At 72.9% G+C, this 19,290-nt stretch carries 13 protein-coding genes; 6 read left to right on the forward strand and 7 right to left on the reverse strand.

Annotated elements, in window-relative coordinates:
* Positions 1-4: 4 nt before the first annotated feature.
* The 3 genes from WME83_RS46995 to WME83_RS47005 form a co-directional block, all read right to left on the reverse strand.
* On the reverse strand, positions 5-5,683 hold the full coding sequence (locus tag WME83_RS46995) for an eCIS core domain-containing protein (RefSeq protein WP_437316228.1): 5,679 nt from the start codon (positions 5,681-5,683) through the stop codon (positions 5-7).
* A 65-nt stretch (positions 5,684-5,748) separates the two neighbouring features.
* Positions 5,749-6,273 (reverse strand): hypothetical protein, encoded by a 525-nt coding sequence (locus WME83_RS47000; protein ID WP_437316229.1) that lies wholly within the window; start codon positions 6,271-6,273, stop codon positions 5,749-5,751.
* 411 nt (positions 6,274-6,684) lie between these two features.
* Entirely contained in the window at positions 6,685-8,100 is a 1,416-nt protein-coding gene (locus tag WME83_RS47005; RefSeq protein WP_437316230.1) for a sugar porter family MFS transporter, read from the reverse strand.
* A 195-nt stretch (positions 8,101-8,295) separates the two neighbouring features.
* Between WME83_RS47005 and WME83_RS47010 the strand changes: the two genes are divergently transcribed.
* Positions 8,296-8,925 (forward strand): LysE family translocator, encoded by a 630-nt coding sequence (locus tag WME83_RS47010; protein WP_437316231.1) that lies wholly within the window; start codon positions 8,296-8,298, stop codon positions 8,923-8,925.
* A gap of 149 nt (positions 8,926-9,074) precedes the next feature.
* Positions 9,075-10,241, forward strand: coding sequence for a hypothetical protein (locus WME83_RS47015; protein ID WP_437316232.1), 1,167 nt, complete (start codon positions 9,075-9,077; stop codon positions 10,239-10,241).
* Positions 10,242-10,259: 18 nt separating this feature from the next.
* On the opposite strand, the gene WME83_RS47020 is transcribed toward WME83_RS47015, so the two are convergent.
* From WME83_RS47020 to WME83_RS47030, 3 genes are all read right to left on the reverse strand, one after another.
* Complete coding sequence (locus WME83_RS47020) at positions 10,260-12,041, reverse strand: glycoside hydrolase family 43 protein (RefSeq protein WP_437316233.1); 1,782 nt, start codon at positions 12,039-12,041, stop codon at positions 10,260-10,262.
* A gap of 371 nt (positions 12,042-12,412) precedes the next feature.
* Positions 12,413-12,565, reverse strand: a complete 153-nt coding sequence (locus tag WME83_RS47025) for a hypothetical protein (RefSeq protein WP_437316234.1) — start codon at positions 12,563-12,565, stop codon at positions 12,413-12,415.
* A 3-nt stretch (positions 12,566-12,568) separates the two neighbouring features.
* Positions 12,569-12,775 carry a hypothetical protein gene (locus WME83_RS47030; RefSeq protein ID WP_437316235.1) on the reverse strand — a complete coding sequence of 69 codons (207 nt, stop codon included), beginning with the start codon at positions 12,773-12,775 and terminating at the stop codon, positions 12,569-12,571.
* Between the two features lie 307 nt (positions 12,776-13,082).
* Between WME83_RS47030 and WME83_RS47035 the strand changes: the two genes are divergently transcribed.
* The 4 genes from WME83_RS47035 (at position 13,083) to WME83_RS47050 (ending at position 18,325) form a co-directional block, all read left to right on the forward strand.
* Positions 13,083-13,751 carry a phosphoribosyltransferase gene (locus WME83_RS47035; RefSeq protein ID WP_437316236.1) on the forward strand — a complete coding sequence of 223 codons (669 nt, stop codon included), beginning with the start codon at positions 13,083-13,085 and terminating at the stop codon, positions 13,749-13,751.
* A gap of 208 nt (positions 13,752-13,959) precedes the next feature.
* Positions 13,960-14,826, forward strand: a complete 867-nt coding sequence (locus tag WME83_RS47040; protein WP_437316237.1) for a fumarylacetoacetate hydrolase family protein — start codon at positions 13,960-13,962, stop codon at positions 14,824-14,826.
* 62 nt (positions 14,827-14,888) lie between these two features.
* Positions 14,889-16,394: an aldehyde dehydrogenase (NADP(+)) gene (locus tag WME83_RS47045; protein WP_437316238.1), complete on the forward strand. Its 1,506-nt coding sequence runs from the start codon at positions 14,889-14,891 to the stop codon at positions 16,392-16,394.
* Positions 16,391-18,325, forward strand: a complete 1,935-nt coding sequence (locus WME83_RS47050; protein WP_437316239.1) for a YjhG/YagF family D-xylonate dehydratase — start codon at positions 16,391-16,393, stop codon at positions 18,323-18,325. Before WME83_RS47045 ends, WME83_RS47050 begins: the two co-directional genes overlap by 4 nt.
* Here WME83_RS47050 and WME83_RS47055 read toward each other — a convergent pair.
* A complete protein-coding gene (locus WME83_RS47055; RefSeq protein WP_437316240.1) occupies positions 18,322-19,242 on the reverse strand; it encodes an SMP-30/gluconolactonase/LRE family protein in 921 nt (306 codons plus the stop codon). The two genes, WME83_RS47050 and WME83_RS47055, sit on opposite strands and share 4 nt — an antisense overlap.
* Between the last annotated feature and the right edge of the window lie 48 nt (positions 19,243-19,290).

Genomic DNA, 19,290 nt, shown 5'->3' on the forward strand with positions numbered 1-19,290 from the left:
TGAGTCATTCTGGGATACCATAGTGCTCTCGCAGGATCGCGGCGACCTGCTCGGGCGTGAGGTCGGGGTTGACCGTGCGGTAGAGATCGGTGAACCGCTGCAGCATCGCGTCCCCCGACTCCGCAGCGTAGCCGCCCTGCGGCAATTGCCGCGCGCCGGTCTCGCTCGCCGCGGCGTCGAGGATCCGGCGCGCCGAGGGCGACGCGCCGGGATTTCGGACGACGCGCTCCGTGCCCGCGCGCGCGCCCGACTGACGGGTCGCGGTCCCGCGCACGCGGCCCTGGAACGCCGCGGGGAGCTCGTTGACGAGCGGATCGAGCGACTTGGCCCGGACGGCGAGATCGGCGATGACTGCAGCGTCGTACAGCTGGGTGCCGACGCGGCCGGGCTCGATGCCCAGCTGCAAGCGGAACAGCCGGGCGAGCCGGAGCCCGTAGTCGGATGTCGGGCTGACCCCCGGCGGGAGCCGGCCGGTGCGCAGGACCTGGTCGACGTGGCGCGCGGCGGCTTCGGCCGATCCAGCCGAGCCCGACAGGCGGGCGACCAGGTCGCCGTACGCGTCTTCGGGGCGGACCACGACATTGGTGCCGCGCTGTTGCTGCTCGTGCACCGGGACGCCCTCGTGCAGCGACGTGACTTGGCGGACGAGACCAGGTTTGCCGCGCGCGGCTGTCCGTGCCGCCGGCTCTCCGGGCAGCGGCTCGCGCGAGGCGAACTCGGCGATCTGGTGGAGCGGGTCGGGGGCCTCGATCACGCGCTCCGGGTTCTTTTCACGTAGCCGGATGATGCGATCCGCCTCGGTGCTCACCCGATGGCTTTCGAGGACCTTGCGCTGCCCTTGCCGGATGACGTTCGCGGTCCGCAGCGTGTGCTGTCGAGCCGTGAGCTCGTCGTGCAGCGTGTTCAGCGCGGCGTCGCGCGCTTGGCCGGGCTGGCTGCCCTCGATCCCGGCGAGGCGCTGGCGCAGGCGAGGATCGCGCGCGAGCTCGGCCCCGAACCGATCCTGGATCGACGCCGGCGTGGCCTGCTCCCTGGGGGCGGCGGGCTCGGGCGCGCGCGCTCCCTCGGGCGGCGGCAGCTCGCGACCGAACCTGTCGTAGCACTTGATCGTCGAGAACCGACAGAACGAGCCCTCGGGGGTCTCGCCCCACCGGTGGCCGTTCGGGAGCTCGCCGACCTCGCTGAACGGCGGCTCTGCGCTCTGCCGGCGCGGTCCCTGCTCGGCGACCCGTCGCTCGACGCGCGCCTCGTCGGGCGTGAGGTGATCGCGATGCCGCGTCTGCTCGAGCGTCGTACGATCGTTGGCGGACGGCTCCCGCGGCGCCGTAGCGCCTTCGCGCGGCGCGGTCGCGGCCTCGCGCGGCGCGGTCGCGGTCTCGCGCGGCGCGGTCGCGGTCTCGTGCGGCGTCGGTGCCTCGTGGGCTCCTCCGCGAGCGATGCCGGGCGCCTGACCACCCTCGAAGCTCGCGTGATAGGCGGCCGTCACCTCGGGTGGGATGGGGCGGCCGGTGCGGCGGCTGACCGCGCGCCAGGTCTGGTACGAGCTGCGAGCGGCGTACCGTTCGGTCAGGTTGACGAAGCTCTCCTGTACGCGGCCGAGCGCCTGGGCGAGGCGCGTGCGACCCAGGCCGCGCAGCGCGGCGCTTCCGGTGCGACCGACGGCGCGGACCGCGGCCGCGGCGCGCGGCGCGCGGGCACCGGCCCGGCTTACGGCGCGACCGAGGCCGCGCTCGGCGGCGGCGATGCCGCTGCCGGCGGCGGCGGTCGCCCGGGTGAGGCCGCGCTCGGCAGCGGCGATCGCCCGCGTCACGCGACCCGCCTCGCGCGGCGCCGCGGGCCCGGTCTCGTGCGGCGCCGCCGGTGCTGCCTCGCGCGGCGCCGCGGGCCCGGTCTCGTGCGGCGCCGCCGGTGCTGCCTCGTGCGGCGCCGCGGGCCCGGTCTCGTGCGGCGCTGCGGGTCCAGTCTCGTGCGGCGCCGCCGGTGCTGCCTCGCGCGGCGCCGCGGGCCCGGCTTCGTGCGGCGCTGCGGGCCCGGTCTCGTGCGGCGCCGCGGGCCCGGCTTCGTGCGGCGCTCGCGCCGCGTCGGCGCCGCCACCGCGGCGGGCGCCCCGCGCGGCCTGCATGAACGACGCGCTGGAGATCGCGCCCGAGAGCAGGAAGCCCTGCAGATCGAGCTCGGTGAAGCTCGCGAGCCCCTTGCCGGCGGCGAGGCTCATCACCACCTGCGAGGCGTACTCGCTGACCATGTCGAACGCGAGGGTGATCGCGAAGCGCGAGAGCGCCGTCGCCCCGGCTTGCCCGGCGGCGTTCACGAGCGCACCACCGAAGGCGCCGATGCCGCCGCCGATCGCGCCCGTCAGCGCGCCGGTCCACGCCGCGTGCCACAGCCCGCGGCCGGTGATGCGGCGGCCGGCCAGCGCGTTGCCGACCAGGTAGCCGGCCATGCTCGACAGCGCGCCGGCGATCGCGCCCACGATGATCCCGGTGATCACCGTCGCGAGCAAGCCGGCGCCGATCAGCCCGCCCACCGCGGCGCCGATCACCGGACCGAGCAGCACGCTGACCACGATCGCGATCAGGATGACCAGCAGGATCGTGACGACCGTCTCCCACGCCGGGCGCTCGTTCTGCGCCGCGATGCAGGCGTACTTTTGAATGTCGAAGGCGAGGCCGGGCTTGCGCTCTCCTCCCTCGGGGTCGACCCCGCCCTGGATCTGCAGGTCGAAGCCGCGCTGCAGGCTCGTCTTCTGCTGGTCGATCCCCTCCCGGATCCCCTGGTTGAGGCGCAGATAGCCGGAGACGACCGTCAGCAGCGCGCACGCGAAGGTCCGCTGCACCGTCGTGGTGAGCCGCTCGAGGGCGGTCGAGTGCTCGGTCCGAGCCTGGGTGAAGCCCTCCACCGCGCTGCTCGACGCCTGGCCCATCGCCTCGGCGAAGGCCTGGGTGAGCTGGCCGGCGCCGTCGCGCGCCGTCTCCACCAGCCGGTCGAGCGCACCTTGCGCCGTCCCGCGGCTCGCCTCCACGGCGCTCACGGCCGTGTCGAGCCCGGAGCCCAGCCGCTCGCGAAGCTGGCCCAGAAGGAGCGTGACGCGGCCGTGGACCCCGCGCATCGCCGCGCGCGCCAGCTCCCGGCGAGGCGCTGTCGTGGCCTCGAGCACCGCGCGCAGCTGCGCCAGCGCGTCGGCGATCCCACGGCCGGCCTGCGCGGCCCCCCTCAGGAGCTCGCCGGCCACCCCGTGCGCCGCCGACTCCACCATCAACCGCTGCAGATAGGCCGTATCGCGCGCCGTCTGCCGCTGCGCGTGGCGCTGGCGCGCGAGCTGGCGGAGCTGGTTCGCCAGCTGCGCGTCGACCGACGCGGCGCGCGCTTGCCGCTGCGCCGCCGCCGCGGCGAGCGCGCCCGTCATCATCTGGCCGAGCGTCTCCACGGCCTGCGCCGCGCCCTGCTGCACGCCGTCCTGCGCGCCGAGCGACGCGCTGATGACCGTGGCGCAGTGGCCCGCGCGCGCGCGCGCCAGCTGGCGCGCCTGAGCGGCAGCCTCGTTCACGAACCCGTCGCGGTAGCCCTTGGCCGTCTCCATCGCCGCGTTGGCGCGCGCGTCCGCGCGCCGATCCGTGAGATAGCCGTCCAGGACGCTGTCCATCCGGTTGATGCGCTCGCCGTGATACATGCGCCAGTACGAGCGACCGAGGTTCATCGCCTCGCCGCCCTTGCTCGTCCCGACGCCGTTGAGCTCCTGTTGACCTCGCGCGATCAGAGCGCGCACCACGCCGAGCTCGGCGGTCTCGGCCGAGCCGATCGCTCGCGTCGTGCGCGCTGCCCCGCTCTGCACCCGCCCCATGGCGGCCACGGTGGTGGTGACGGCGTGCACGACGCTCGCCACGTACTGCGCGTTGATGACCCCCTTCGCCGCGCGCGCGTCCCGGTGGGCCGCCATCGTCGCGGCAGCGTAGGCCGCGTCGATGGCGTCGAGCGCGCGATCGCGCGCTGACTCGATGTCCGTTTTGACGCCGATGAGCGATGTCCCGAGCCTGCGGGGCACTTGCTCGTCCAGCTCGAACAGCACCTGGCGCGCCTCGGCGCTCATCTCGCGCAGCGAGCTCGATGCCACCTGCGCGGCTGCCTCGCGCGTCTCGCGGTCGCCTTCGGGGCCGAATCGGGCGTTCTCGGCGGTGGCGGCGACCACCTCGCCGCGGCTCGCCTCCATCGCGCCGCGCCCGGCGTGGAACGCGTCGATCGCTTCCGCGCGGCGAGCCGCCGCGTCGCCGAGCGCAGCGCCCATCGCGTCGTCCTGAGCGGCAGCGCCACCCTCGCCGTCAGCGCCCGGACCTTGACCGCCGGCACCGCCGCCGCCTTCGGCGGGCTGAGGTCCCCCGCCGCCGCCGCCTTCGGCCGCTTGCGGGCCGCCGCCACCCCCCTCCGCCGCTTGCGGGCCGCCGCCGCCACCCCCCTCGGCCGCTTGCGGTCCACCACCGCCGCCTGCCGCGGCCTGCGGCCCGCCGCCGCCCGCGCCACCGCCGCCCTGCGATTCGCAGCCCGGAGGTGCAGGCGGGGGTGGCGGTGCTTCGGCCTGCTGGCTCTGCTGCGCCTCCTCGGTGCTCGTGCTGCTGCTCTGCGTGTCGCCGTGGATCTCCGTGTTCGGCGGCTCGCGCGGTCGATCCTGGGTGGACGCGCCGGCGCCACCGGCCCCGGTCGGCGCGCGCTGCGGCGAGAGCTCGCGGGTGTCACGGCAGGACTCTTCCTCGCCGCTCGACTGTTCTGGCGTGTGCCTGGGGGGCTCGGCGGGCGCCGGGCACGCCGCTCCCGCCCGCCGCGCCACCGCAGGATTGGGAGCGGGCGCCGCTCCCGCCGCGACCGCGCCTGCATCGGCTGTATCGGCGGCGCCGCCGCCGCCGCGGCCCTCTGCTGCTGGCTCACCGCCGCCACCACCCCCGCCGCCGCCGCCCGCATCGGCCCCCGGTCCGCCGCCGCCTCCTGGACCGCCCCCTCCCCGTTCTCGCCCAGCTCCTCCACCCCCACCGACGTCCAGCATCGCGGGCTCGAAGTCGCGCTCGGCGAGGACATCGAGCTGCATCTGGACGGGCGCGCTCGTGAGATCCGTCGCGCCGCTGCAGCTCGAGCACGTGCCGCCGCAGCTGCACGCCATCTGCACGCCGGCCTCGTCGCCGCCTCGCTCTTGATCCAGCAGGGCCTCGGCCGATTGCCCGCGGACGACCGCATCGGCTACCTCGTCGGCCTGCCGCTCGTAGCGATCGCCGGCCTTGCCGACGCCGCCGTCGAGCTGGACCCCCGCCTTCTGCTGCACCACATGCGCGGCCTCGTGCGCCGCGAGGCGCAGGTCGGGCGGCGCACGGAACGCGATGCGATCGCCGACGGTGTACGCCCGCGCTCCGAGCCGCGAGGCCGCCGCGCTCGCGGGGCCGTCGCTCCCGGTCCGCACGCCGCTGACATCGTGGCGCCCGAACGCGCGCTGGATCGTCGCGGCGAAGGGCAACGGCGCTGCCACCGACGCGACCCCTTGCCGCGCGACGCCATGGATCGTGGCCGCGCGCCCTCGCGCGCCCCCGCCGCCCGCAGCCCCGCCGCCGTGGCCGCCGCCGCCGGCCCTGATGCCGCCAGGACCCGCCGCGGCTTGCACGTACGCCGGCGCGCCGAGCGCGGGCGTCTCGCGCTCTTCGCTCACCTCGGGCTCCGCCCGTTCCGCCGAAGCGGCGGGCGACGGGCGCTTCTCGACGGCCGGCGCGACGCTCATCTCACGCGGGGGCCTTCGTCGAGATCGTCGTCGGCGCCGTCCTCGACCATGTCGGCGGCCGGCGTCAACCCGTGCGCGCGCACGGTGGCCGCGATCGACGCGGAGACCTCGCGGCGGATCTGCTCGCGCAGCGCCTGCGCGCGCGCCTCGGTGACGGTGGGCCCGCCGTACGCCGCGGCGGCCGCGCGCTCCAGCCGCGCCGCGATCGACTCCAGATCGGGCGGCGCGTCGCCTGCCGACGCGCCGTCCAATGCGTCGTCGACCGCTTCGAAGTAGGCCGCGACCGACGGCGGGAGGCGGTCGAGCGAGGGCATCGATACGCCGCGCGCGCGCAGCGCCGGCCCCAGCGCTTCGAGGAGCTCTCGCGGGCCGTTGCCGCCGGCCGCGGTGCCGAACTCGGCGACGAGGCGCCGGAGCGAGTCGGCATGGACGCCGATCGATCCGCCGGCCTTCAGGTCTGCGGCAGCGGCGGCGATCGCCTCGGCCAGCCGGCGCGCGGGTGTGGATGGCTCAGCGGGCATTCAGGCTCCTTCTCCCGGAGCGACGGGCGTCGCGGCCCCGAGCTCGGGTGGAACGGCGCGACCGAGCTTGCGCCGTGGCTCCTGGTGGCGCCGCGTGGACCGGCGCAGGCAGCGCCAGCCGGCGCTCGGCTGCGAGATCGACGCGCGCGGTGCTCGAGGTGAAAGAACTTTCCCCATCAGCCCACCCCCTGGCGCTCGACCGTCGGCGCTCCTTCTCGGGTGTCGCCGATCGTGCGGCCCACGCGCACGAAGAGCGACCCCGACAGAGGAAGAGCATCCGAAGACGTCAGAGACGTCAAGCCCCAGCTGCGCGGCCTGCACCGGATGGGCGAGGCATTCTTCGCCGCGATTCGACGTCCCCTGGAAAAGTCCTCGTCGATTGACGCCGCCTGCCGCTGCTCGCCGCGCACATCACATCTCCTCGAGCTCCTTGCCCTTCGTCTCGGGGATGAACGCGACGACGAACACCAGAGATGCCGCCGCGGCGGCGGTGTAGAGCCCATAGGCGATGCCCAGCCCGGCCACCTTGAGCGCGGGGAACGTGGCGGTCACGAGGAAGTTCGCCAGCCATTGCGCGCCCGCCGCGATCGAGAGGGCGAGAGCGCGAATGCGGTTCTCGAACATCTCCCCGAGCAGCACCCACGTCACCGGACCCCAGGACGCCCCGAAGCAGAAGACATAGAGGTTGGCCGAGAGCAGCGCGACGGGGCCGGCGGCGCCCGTCAGCACCGGGTTGCCCGCGGCGTCCTCGCCCGCGGCGCCGAACACGGCCGCCATGGCGCCGAGCGTCAGCGCCATGCCGATGGAGCCCGCGATGAGCAGCGGCCTGCGCCCGACGCGGTCGACCGTCGCGATGGCGACGAAGGTCGTCACGATGTTGGTGATGCCGGTGATGACCGTGATGGCGAGGGAGCTCCGCTCGGAGAACCCGACCGTCTGCCAGAGGACGCTCGAGTAATAGAAGATGACGTTGATCCCCACGAGCTGCTGGAACGCCGAGAGACCGATGCCGATCCAGACGATGCGGAGCAGCCCGGAGCGCCCCCGGAGGTCGGCGAGCCTCGGCCGGCGCTCGGACGAGAGCGTCTTCTGGATGTCGAGGAGCTTTTCGCTCGCGGCTCGGCCGAGGAGGCCTTGAAGCACGGCGAGCGCCTCGGTCGCGCGCCCGCGCGCCGCGAGGTAGCGCGGGGACTCGGGGATCAGCAGCGCGCCGAGCCCGTAAAGGAGCGCCGGTGGGATGGCGCTCCAGAACATCCATCGCCAGGCGCTGACGCCGAGCCAGAACGGGCTCGACGCCGAGCCGGCGGACGCCGCGATGGCGTAATCGCCGAGCAGGGCGACGAAGATGCCGAGCACGATCGCGAGCTGCTGGAGCGATCCGAGGCGGCCGCGCAGGTGCGCCGGCGCGACCTCGGCGATGTACGCCGGGGCGACGACGCTGGCCGCGCCGATGGCCGCGCCGCCGAGCGCCCGCCACGCGCTGAAATCCCAGGGCGAGACCGCCGCCCCCGAGCCCGCCGCGCTGGCGACGAAGGCCAGGGAGGTGACCAGCATGGTCCGCGTGCGGCCGTAGCGGTCGGCCAGCCTGCCCGCGAGCACCGCGCCGGCGGCCGCGCCGAGCAGCGCCGAGGACACGGACAGGCCGACCGCGACCGTGTGCGCCGTGAACACCCTCTCCAGCGCGCCGACGGCGCCGTTGATCACGGCGGTGTCGAACCCGAACAGGAAGCCGCCCAGCGCCGCGACGGACGCGATAAGGGTGACCCGTACCGTGGACGGCTGCTCCTCACCGCGTCCATCCCCCTGCTGCGCTGCGGGCGCGCCCATGCTCGCGGTGAACCACGAAGCGTGCCACCGGCGCCTCGACCGTTCAGAAGCACCGCAGCGGCGGACTGGCACCGTCCGCGCGCCCGGCGCGCTCGCTGAAAGCGCGCCCGGCGCGCTCGCTGAAAGCGCGCTGGACGTGGCGCGCCCGCGCGTGCGCCTGGCCGGCGGAGCGTTCCGCGGGTACACAAGCTCTTCATGAGCTCGACGCTCCTTGCCTTCTGCGGCGCCGCGCTGGTGCTCGCCGTGATCCCGGGGCCGAGCACCGCCGTCATCGTGCGGCAGGCGCTGCGCGGCGGCCGCCGCGCCGCCCTCGCCACCATCGCCGCGAACGAGGTAGGCCTCCTCTTCTGGGCCCTCGTCGCGGCGCTCGGGGCCTCTGCGCTGGTCGAGGCCTCCGCGGTCGCCTACGACGTGCTCCGCATCGCCGGCGCGGTCGTCCTCGTCGTGCTCGGCGCTCAGTCCCTCCTGGGTCGGCGCCGTGCCGGCGACGGCGACGCGGGGTCGGCCGCCCGCGAGCCCGCTGCCGGCGGGTGGAGCGCCTTCCGCGTCGGCCTCCTCACCATCCTGGCGAACCCCAAGGCGGCCGTGTTCGCCGCCTCCTTCCTGCCGCAGTTCGTGCCGGCCGGCGCGCCGACGCTGCCGGCGCTGCTCCTCCTCTCGCTGGTGTGGGTCGCCGTGGACACGGCCTGGTACCTGGCGCTCATCCTGCTCCTCGGTCGGCTCCAGGCGGCCATGTCCGGCGGTCGCGTGCGCCGGACGCTCGAGGCGGTCTCCGGCGTGGTCCTCGTGGCGCTCGGCGTGCGGATGGTCCTGGAGCGCCCCTGAGGGGAGCGCTGCCGCTCCGTCGGCGCGCCGCGCGCGCAGGGGCTGCGGTCGCACCTGCGCTCGCGAGAGGTCACAGGAGGGCGGAAGGCCGGACGGGGAAGGCGGCGCGCGCTCGATGCGTAGCAAGGCTCATTCAGGAGAGCGCACCCGTGTCGAACGCGTCCTCGGTCGGCAAGCAGCGGGCGGCGAGCGCCGCTGGTCCTGCGTGGAGGTCTCGCCCCTCGACCGCGATCTTCGCCGCGGCGCTGCTCGCCGTCGGGTTGGCCGCGCGACCGAGCGCCGCGACCCCTCCCTGCAAAACTTACCCAATCGCGAAGTACAGCAGGCAGTCAGCGGTCGCCGACGTTCTGCAGGTGACGCCCTCGTCGGCCTGGCTCTGCGACGTCGAGCCGAAGCTCCACGCGACGCGCGTCGCCGAGCAGCACACCTTCGCGGTCCACTGCGAGAGCGCGCGCTGCAAGCTCGATGACCCTGCCGCGCTCGACGCCTCGGCGGCGTATCTGCTTCGCGACGAGGCCGGGCAGGTGCTGTTCGCCAGGTGGGGCGAGGAGCTGACGTGGGGCGTATCGCTGCCGCCGGCGCCGGAGCCACGGTACGTCACCGCGCAGCGGCTGCGCCTGGGGCCGTCGACGCCTCTCGTCGGGCGCCCCGAGCTGTTCCTTCCTGGTCGCAGCTGCTTTTCGCTCCCGCCCGACCAGCGCCTGGAGCCCGGTGGCGTCTACCTGGTGACGCAGACGTCCGGGCGGCCCGCCGTGGTCCTCGCCTCGCTCCCCGAGGCGGAGCGCAAGCCCGTCGCGCCGGCCTTCACGATCGAGCGCGACGAGATCGCCGATGCTTGCCACGATCACGGGGTGCTCTGGTTCGTCCCGAAAGAGCCCGAGCCGAACGCGTGGTTCGTCTGGGATATCTACGCGCGGGACGGCGAGACGCGCATCGTCGGTCCGGTCCTCGGGCCCGTGCCCTGGGTGGTTGGAAGCGAGCGCCCGCCCGCGCGGCCCGCCTGGGCGCTCGAGCTCGAGCGTGACTACGTCCTTTCGGTGCGAGCGCTCGATCCGTCAGGGAACCTCTCGGACGAGCAGCGGCTCTCGTTCACCATGGAACGAACCGGTCGGAGCAGGCACACCGCCGGGCTCCGCGACGTGACCGTCGGGGCAGACATGCTCGCCGCGGTGGTCTTCACCTTCGCGGTCCTGGCCGCGATCTGGTTTGTCGTGAAGGCGGCGCGCCCGGTGCGCGATCCGACCCGGGCCGACCCGTCGCGAGCCGGCCCGGCGCACGACCCGAGCCCCCGACCCGGGCCCCCCGACCCGGGCTGAGCCGTCACGATCGCGACGTCACGGCTTGGTCACCTCGAAGGACGCGACGTTCACCGAGCCGCCGAGCGACTGCGTGGCGTAGTTGAAGATGCCGAAGCGGTAACCGAGGAAGAACTGCCAGTTCTTGTTCATGTTGAGCGTGTTGCCCAGGCTGGTGAACCGCGCGCCGTCCGTGCTGTAGGAGAAGCGCGCTTGCCCGCCCCCGCCATCCGAGCGGACGTTGGCCTCCACGCGCAGCCAGATCTTGCCGCCGGACACGTCGGCGCCGGCGACCTCGGTCCCCTTGCCCGTCGTGGTCCAGGAGGTGTTCATGTTGACCCCGCTGGTCATCACGACGCGCGTTGCCCCGTTTGCCTTCTTGACCCCGATCCACGCCGACACGTCGCGCAGGGCGGCGAGGCCGGCGACGTCGCCGTTCTGCATCTTGCTGTAGTCGAGCTCGATCGTCGCGATCGACACCGGCCCTTCGACGCGGCGCGTCAGCGTGTTTCGAGCGGCATAGAGGTCGTCGGTCACCGTCGCGGTCTGCAGGGTCAGCCCAGCCCCGGAGGCCCACTTGGTGTTGTCGGGGTTGTGGTTCCACTCCCACTCGGGCCTCAGGGTCTCTTTCGCGAAGGTGTCCTTGCTCGGCGGCGGCTTCACGCGATTCGATCCGCAAGGCAGGTCCGGGAAGGGGTACGTACCGCCCCATTTGCCGTCCACCAGGGTGACCGAGGGCCAGCCGTCGGTCCAGGTCATCGGGGCCATGACCGGGATGCGGCCCGCGGGGTACGAGTCGTTGAATCCCATGTAGTACCAATCCCCGTTTTGCGTCTCGACGACGCCGCCTTGATGCGGGGATCCGCCGGAGCCCGGAGCGCCAGCGTAGGGCAGCTTGACCGCGAAGGGCCGCAGCTCGTAGGGACCGAACGGCCCGTTCGTCGAGCGCAGCACATACTCGCCATTCGCATACTGCGTGACGAAAATGTAGTAGACTCCATCCTTCTTGATGAAGCGGGATCCCTCCAGCGGCCCCGAGATGTTCCCCGGCGTCTGGAACACGTTCTGGCTCTTGACCTGGCTGAAGCCGTCCGCGCTCAGCTGGGCCACGCTGATCGTGTTGTTGCCGTACGCCACGTACATGGTGTCGTCGTCGTCGATCAACAGCCCCATGTCGTAGTAACAACCCCCCTTGTGCTTCTCCCACGGGCCCTCGGGGGACTTGGCGGTGAAGACCCAGCCGCCGCCCGCGTTGTGCATGCAGCCCATCCAGTAGAAGGTCTCGTTGCTCTTCCGGTACTGGAGCGTGGACGCCCAGATGCCGTTCACATAGGATCGACTCCTGGTCAGGTCGTACGACGGGTCGAAGTCGAGCACGGGAACGGAGTGTGAGACGTATTCCCAGTGGACGAGGTCGTAGGAGCGGAGCAGGGGCGCCCCCGGCGAATAGTGGAACGTGGACGCCGTATAGTAGTAGGTGTCGTCGACGCGAATGACCTCCACGTCGGGGAGGTCTTCCCAGATGATAGGGTTGGAGTAGGTGTCCGGGCAGACGGCAGGGGCGACACCGCCGCCGCTGCCCCCGTCGCCCCCGTCGCCGCCGGCGCCCTCACCGCCGCTGCCGCCGCCGCCGGTGCTGGCCGAGCTGCTGCTGCTCGTCGTCGCGCCGGTGCTGGCCGAGCTGCTGCTGGACGTCGACGACGAAGCTCCCGTACCCGAAGAGGTCGCCAGCTGCGGCTCCGGGTCGTCCTCACCGCCGCAAGCCCCGAGCAATGCCGAAACTACAAGCCCAGTCACCAGGCTCGAACGAGCGTGATCCATGTTGAGCACCTACTTCATAAGTTGTTTCGACACGCATGCATAGCGACGGCGATCGCCATGATGCCAAGCGGTACGGCCTGGTCGCGTGGTCGCCGTAGGTCATTCGGTGGAAGGGCCCGAGGTGCCTGCTCCACCTCCTCCTCCGTCGCCCGGCTTCGTCGAGATCCAGGGTTCCGGCGTCTATTGTTAACGTTAACACGGTGATGTCAACAAGAATTCGCCCGCGGCCGAGCCGAACTGTTAACGCTCACACGAGACCGCGTCGCACAAGGATGAATTTGCGAAGCATAGGCGGAACGGTCGGAGGCGGGACGAGCGGCCGGCGAGGCGAGGTAGTGGCGCCCTCGTTGAGCGCCTGACGGACCATCGGGTCACTCGAGGAGGAGGGACTCCACCGACGTGGTGCCCTCGACCGCCTCGCCGACGCCGCCGCCGAGCGCGATGAGCTCGTTTGCGCTCCGGTCGACGGGGAGCCGTGTGTCGTCGGAGGGCTCGCCGTGCGCGCGGTCGTCACCGACGCGCACGCTCTAGGGTGCCGGCGTCAGCCCGGCCAGGCTCGCGTCGAGGCGCCGGAGCACCACCTCGAGCCGCTCGATCGCCGCCTTCAGGTCCGCCCGGTATTCTCGATTGTCGGTATGGACCAGCTCCTCTCGCATCCCCACGAGCCGGATCGACAGGGCTGTCCTCACGTCTGTCGCTTCGCGCTCCTCGAGCTCGAGCTGATGCTTGGCCATATCTCTCTCCCTGGCGAGCGGCATGTCCTCAGGATCGGCGGGTGCACGGGGTACCTGGTGACGCGACGCCTCGCCGTCACGGCCGGCACGGTCGATCCTCGAAGGGCCTCGCCCGCGGGAGAGATCCCCGAGCGGGCCATGGTCCTCGCACCAAGCGCGATCTCGGCTCACGTGAGGTCGCCTGACGGGCTTCGCCCCACGCGAGCAGAGCGCCCCGGCGGCGTGAGGCGACGCGCCTGGCGAGACAATTGCACGCTACGCCGAGCGCCGCCGGCGATCCCGGCGACGCCGGATGGGAGGGGGAGACATGCCGTTTCGAGATCGGGCCGACGCCGGCCGCCAGCTCGCGCCGCGGCTGGCCGCCTACGCGGGGCGAGAAGACGTCACCCTCCTGTCGCTGCCGCGAGGCGGGGTGCTGGTGGGCTTCGAGATAGCGAAGCTCCTCCGGGTGCCGCTCGACGTGCTGATCGCGCGCCGGATCGTGGCGCCGGTCAACCACCGCATGACGATCGGCGCCGTCGCGAGCGGCGGCGTCCGGGTCGTGGACGAAGAGCTCTGCCGAGCGCTGGGCGTCTCGGACAAGACGGTCCAGTGGCTCGCCGATGCGGAGGCGCGGGAGGTGGATCGCCTGGAGCGCGTCTACTACGGCTGCCACAGGGCGCCTGGCATCCGGGATCGAACGCTCCTCCTCGTCGACGACGGCGTGGCGACCGGAGCCAGCATGCGCGCCGCAGTGACGGCCGTCGAGCAAGGGCGCCCGGCGGGCATCGTCATCGCGGTCCCCGTCGCGTCGTACGCCGCGTACGCGGAGCTCTCCCGGCGCGCGCGCGAGTTCGTTTACTGCTACATCCGGGATCCCGTCTATTCGGTCGGGCTCTGGTACGAGGACTACGCGCCGGTGTCCGAGCAGGAGGTCTGCCGGTTGCTCGGAGAGGCGCTCGACCGGAGCTCGCCGCGCGCGCCGCAGGCGCCCTGAGGGGCCCCAGCGCCGGCGCGCCGGGGGCCTCCGCGCGGCGGCGCTCGCCCAGGCGAGCGAGAAAAAGTGGCTTTACAGAGCGCGCAAATGGTGGATCATGCGGTCGCCACGACGCGACTGTGGGATGGATGGCCTTCAACACTGCGCCGCGCGCGCTCGCGCACGTCGATTGGGCGCGGTCCGAGGGGGCCTGTAGGGAGGCGCCGACATGAAGCTGTTTCGGTTTGCGGGCGATGGAGGGCCGCGGCTCGGACTCGAGGACGAGCGGGGAGCGCGCCACGACCTCACGGCGGCGTCCCCGGAGGCGTTCGCGTCCGTCGCCTCGTGGCTCGCGTTGCCCGATCCCCTCGGCGCGGTGCGCGACGCGCGCGCGCGCGCCGCAGCCCACCCCCTCCCGCCCGACGTCCCGCTGCTCGCCCCGCTCGATGTGCAGGAGGTCTGGGCGGCGGGCGTGACCTACGAGCGCTCGCGCAACGCGCGCAAGGAAGAGAGCGCGGGCGGCGGCGACTTCTACGACCGCGTATACGACGCCGAGCGCCCGGAGCTGTTCTTCAAGGCGACGCCCCGCCTGGTCGCCGGCCCGGGCGCGCCGGTGCGCATCCGGCGCGACTCGAGCTGGAACGTGCCCGAGCCGGAGCTCGCGCTCGTCGTGTCCGCGGCGGGCCGCATCGTCGGCTACACGGCCGGCAACGACGTCTCGTCGCGGTCCATCGAGGGCGACAACCCCCTCTACCTGCCGCAGGCGAAGATCTACGACGGCTGCTGCGCGCTCGGCCCCGCCATCGCGCTCGCGGACGAGCCCGGGCTGGACCTGCGCGCGCTCTCCATCCAGCTCGCGATCCGGCGCCGGGGCGAGGCGGTGTTCGCGGGGGAGACCTCGACCGCGAGGATGCGGCGCGCGCCCGACGAGCTCGTCGCCTACCTCACGCGCGAGCTGAGCTTCCCCGCGGGGGTCGTCCTCATGACCGGGACCGGCATCGTGCCGCCGGACTCGTTCACCCTGGAGCCTGGCGACCTCGTGGAGATCACGATTCACGGCGCCGGCACGCTGGCAAACCCGGTATCCCAAGGTTGACGAGGCGCATCGTATGAAGACCACGACATCGAGACGTTCATCTCCGATTCCGCGCTGAAACCATGGAATTCTTCGCCCACAACGCCGCCACCGGGGAAAAGCTCGGCGCCTACCGCGACGCCACCGCCGACGAGATCGACGCCGCCGCGCGCGCCGCCGTCGCGGCGGCGCAGGCCTTCGCCGACCTCGCGCCGGAGCAGCGCGCCCGATTCCTGGAGACCGCCGCCGACGAGATCATGGCGCTCGGCGATGCCCTGATCCAGACCGCACACCGGGAGACCGGGCTGCCCGTCGCCCGCCTCGAAGGCGAACGCGGCCGCACCACCGGCCAACTGCGCCTCTTCGCCGCGGTCGTGCGCGAGGGCTCCTGGGTCGACGCGCGGATCGATCCCGCGCTGCCGGACCGCAAGCCGCTCCCGCGCCCCGACCTGCGCCGCATGCTGCGGCCGATCGGCCCGGTCGCCGTCTTCGGCGCGAGCAATTTCCCCCTCGCGTTCTCCGTGGCCGGCGGCGACACCGCCTCCGCCCTCGCCGCAGGCAACCCGGTCGTGGTCAAGGCCCACCCGGCGCATCCCGGCACCTCCGACCTCGTGGCCTCGGCCCTGCGCTCCGCCGTCCAGAAGGCGGGCCTGCCCGCGGGCGTGTTCGGCATGGTGCACGGCGCCTCGCCCGAGGTCTCGCTCCTGCTGGTGCGCCATGAGGCCATCCAGGCGGTGGGCTTCACGGGGTCCACCCGCGCCGGCCGCGCCCTCTTCGACGCCGCGGCCGCCCGCCCGCGGCCGATCCCCGTCTTTGCCGAGATGAGCAGCATCAACCCGCTGGTCGTGCTGCCCGGCGCGCTGCGCGAGCGCCGCGACGCGATCGCCGAAGGGCTGGCCAACTCGTGCACGCTCGGCGTCGGCCAGTTCTGCACCAAGCCGGGCCTGGTCCTCGGGTTGGCCTCCCCGGAATGGGATGCGTTTGCGCAGTCGGTCGCCGACCGAGGCCGCGCCATCGCTCCCGGTGTGATGCTGCACGCCGGTATCCAGGCGTCGTTCGACCGCTCCGTGCGGGAGCTGGGAGGCGTGGAGTGGCTGACCGACGCCGGCGCGCGCGTCGCGCGCGTCTCCGCCGCCGATTTCGCGCGACAGCCGCACCTCGCGCACGAGATCTTCGGACCGTACGCGCTGCTCGTCACCGCATCGAGCCGCGGAGAGTTGCTTGAGCTCCTCGGCGCGCTCGAAGGCCAGCTGACCGCCACGCTCCACGGGACCGCCGAGGATCTCGCCGCCGCCCAGGACCTCGTCGATGTCCTCAGCCGGGTCGCGGGCCGCCTCGTCTTCAACGGCTACCCGACGGGCGTGGAGGTGTCGCACGCCATGCACCACGGCGGGCCGTATCCGGCGAGCAGCGACGTGCGCTTCACCTCGGTTGGGACCGCGGCCATCTTCCGCTTCGCGCGTCCCGTTTGCTACCAGTCGTGTCCGCCCGCGCTGCTCCCGCCGGCGCTGCGCGACGAGAACCCGCTCGGGATATCGCGTCTCGTCGACGGCCAGGCCACCCGCGATCCCATCGCTCCCCGCGCATGAGCCGCGACCCGGTGCTCGAGTCCGGCAGCGAGGCGATCTACGCCCTGCGCACCACCGCGCCCGGACCGTCGGGGCGCCTCCCGCTCGGCGCCGAGCAGCTGCGCGCCATGTCCAGCGGCGAGCTGTTCGGCTTGACTCAGAATGCCGGGATGGGGTGGGATCCTGCGCGCCTGCGCGGGAAGCAGTTCCTCGTGCTCAGCACGCAGGGGGGGATCCGCGCGCCCGACGGCGCGCCGATCGCGCTCGGGTACCACACGGGGCACTGGGAGGTGGGGCTGCTCATGGAGGAGGCCGCCCGCACGTTCACGGCCAGCGGGGGCATTCCGTTCGCCGGTTATGTCAGCGATCCGTGCGACGGGCGGACCAATGGCACCGTCGGCATGCTCGACAGCCTCCCGTACCGCAATGACGCGGCCATCGTATTTCGAAGGCTGATACGCTCGCTGCCCACGCGCCGAGGCGTGCTCGGCGTCGCCACCTGCGACAAGGGCTTGCCGGCCATGTTGATGGCGCTCGCCGGCACACCCGATCTCCCGACGGTGCTCGTGCCGGGGGGCGTCACGCTCCTCGCGGAGGAGGCGGAGGATACCGCCAAGGTGCAGACCCTCGCGGCGCGCTATGCGCGCGGGGAGGTGAGCCTCGATTATGCCGCCGAGATGGGCTGCCGCGCCTGCGGCTCCCCCGGCGGCGGCTGCCAGTTCATGGGGACGGCCGCGACGAGCCAGGTGGTGGCGGAGGCGCTCGGCCTCGCCCTCCCGCACGGCGCGCTCAGCCCGTCGGGCGCCGAGATCTGGCGCGACCTCGCCCGCCGTTCCGCGCACGCGCTCATGGCCCTCGAGCGACGCGGCGTGACCACGCGGGACATCGTCACCGACGATTCCATCCACAACGCGATGGTGCTGCACGCCGCCGTCGGCGGGTCGACCAACCTGGTGCTCCACGTGCCGGCGATCGCCCATGCGGCCGGGCTTCGACGCCCCACGGTGGACGACTGGGCGCGCGTCAACGCCCTCGTTCCGCGCCTCGTGGACGTGTTGCCCAACGGGCCACGACACTTTGCCACGGTTCAGGTCTTCCTCGCGGGAGGCGTCCCGGAGGTCATGCTCCATCTGCGCGAGCTTGGCCTGTTGCGGCTCGGTGCGCTTACGGTCAGCGGTCGGACCTTGGGCGAAAACCTCGAATGGTGGGAGCGCAGCGAACGGCGCCGGCGCCTGCGCGACAAGCTGCAGCAGCTGGACGGCATCGACCCGGACGACGTGATCATGTCCGCCGGGAAGGCGCGCGAGCGCGGCCTCACCAGCACGGTGACCTTCTTGCGCGGCAACCTCGCGCCCGAGGGGGCGCTCGTGAAGAGCACCGCGATCGCTCCTCAGGTGATCGGACCGGACGGCGTTTATCTGCACGAAGGGCCTGCGCGCGTGTTCGGCAGCGAGGACGCGGCGATCGAGGCGATCAAGGCGGGCGCCGTGCAACCGGGTGACGTGATGGTGCTGATCGGCATCGGTCCCGGGATTGGAATGCCGGAGACTTACCAGATCACCTCCGCCCTCAAGCACGTGAGGGACGGGCACCGTATCGCCCTGGTCACCGACGGTCGTTTTTCCGGGGTCTCCACCGGAGCGTGCATCGGCCACGTCAGCCCGGAGGCGTGGGCGGGCGGGCCCATCGGCCGCGTGCGCGACGGCGACCGCGTCCGGCTCCGGATCGACACGCGCCGGCTGGAGGGGACGGTGGACGTCGTGGGCGTGGAGGTCGGCGGTCTTGCCGCCCGTTTGCCCAATCCAGCCCTGAAGCCCGACGACCGCGTGAGCGCGGATACGCGGCTCTGGGCTGCGCTTCAGGATGCCAGCGGCGGCAGCTGGGGTGGGTGCGTCTATGATGCGGAGCGCATCATCGGGCTCCTCGGTCGCGCCATCGCGGCGGAGCGCTAGCGCGCGGCGCCGCGGGTGTTCAGGTAGACCGCGTACAGCGAGGTCGTGCCGCAGATGAACAGGCGGTTGCGCTTGGCGCCGCCGAAGCAGACGTTGGACACGGTCTCGGGGATCAGCACCTTGCCGAGCAGCGCGCCGTCGCTCGCGTGGCAGTGCACGCCGTCGCCGGCCGACAGCCACAGGTTGCCGTGCACGTCGACGCGGAAGCCGTCGTACACCCCCACGGGGCAGGTCGCGAACACCTCGCCGCCGCCCAGCGCGCCATTCGCGTGGACGCGGAACCTGCGCACGTGGTGCGGGCCGTCCTTCACGTGCGTCGCGCCGGTATCGGAGATGTACAGCAGCGACTCGTCCGGCGAGAAGGCGAGGCCGTTGGGCTGCACGAAGTCGCTCGCGACGACCGTCACCGCAAGCGAGACCGGGTCGATCCGGTAGACGCGCTGCGCGCCCTGCTCGCTCGGCGACGCGTCGCCTTCGTAGTCGCTGTCGATGCCGTAGCTCGGGTCGGTGAACCAGATGCTGCCGTCGGATTTCACGACCACGTCGTTCGGCGAGTTCAGCTGCTTGCCCTCGAAGTGCGACGCGAGCACCGTGCGCGAGCCGTCGTGTTCGGTGCGCGAGACGCAGCGGCCGCGGTGCTCGCACGAGACGAGGCGGCCCTGCAGGTCGACCGTGTGGCCGTTGGCGTTCATCGCGGGCTGGCGGAACACCGAGACCGAGCCGTCGGTCTCGTCCCAGCGCAGCATGCGGTCGTTCGGGATGTCCGACCAGACGAGGTAGCGCCCCGCCGGGAACCACGCCGGCCCCTCGGCCCAGCGGCAGCCTGTGTACAGCTTGTCGACGTGCACGTGCGGCAAGGCGACCTTGCGGAAGCGCGGGTCGATCACCTGGAAGCTCGGGGTCAGCTCGATGACCATCGGGTTCTCCTTCTGCAGTCCGAATGCCTGGATCCGCGGCGGTAGACC

Source organism: Sorangium sp. So ce385 (genome assembly GCF_051474135.1).
In the GTDB taxonomy this organism is placed as follows: Bacteria; Myxococcota_A; Polyangia; order Polyangiales; family Polyangiaceae; genus Sorangium; species Sorangium cellulosum_D.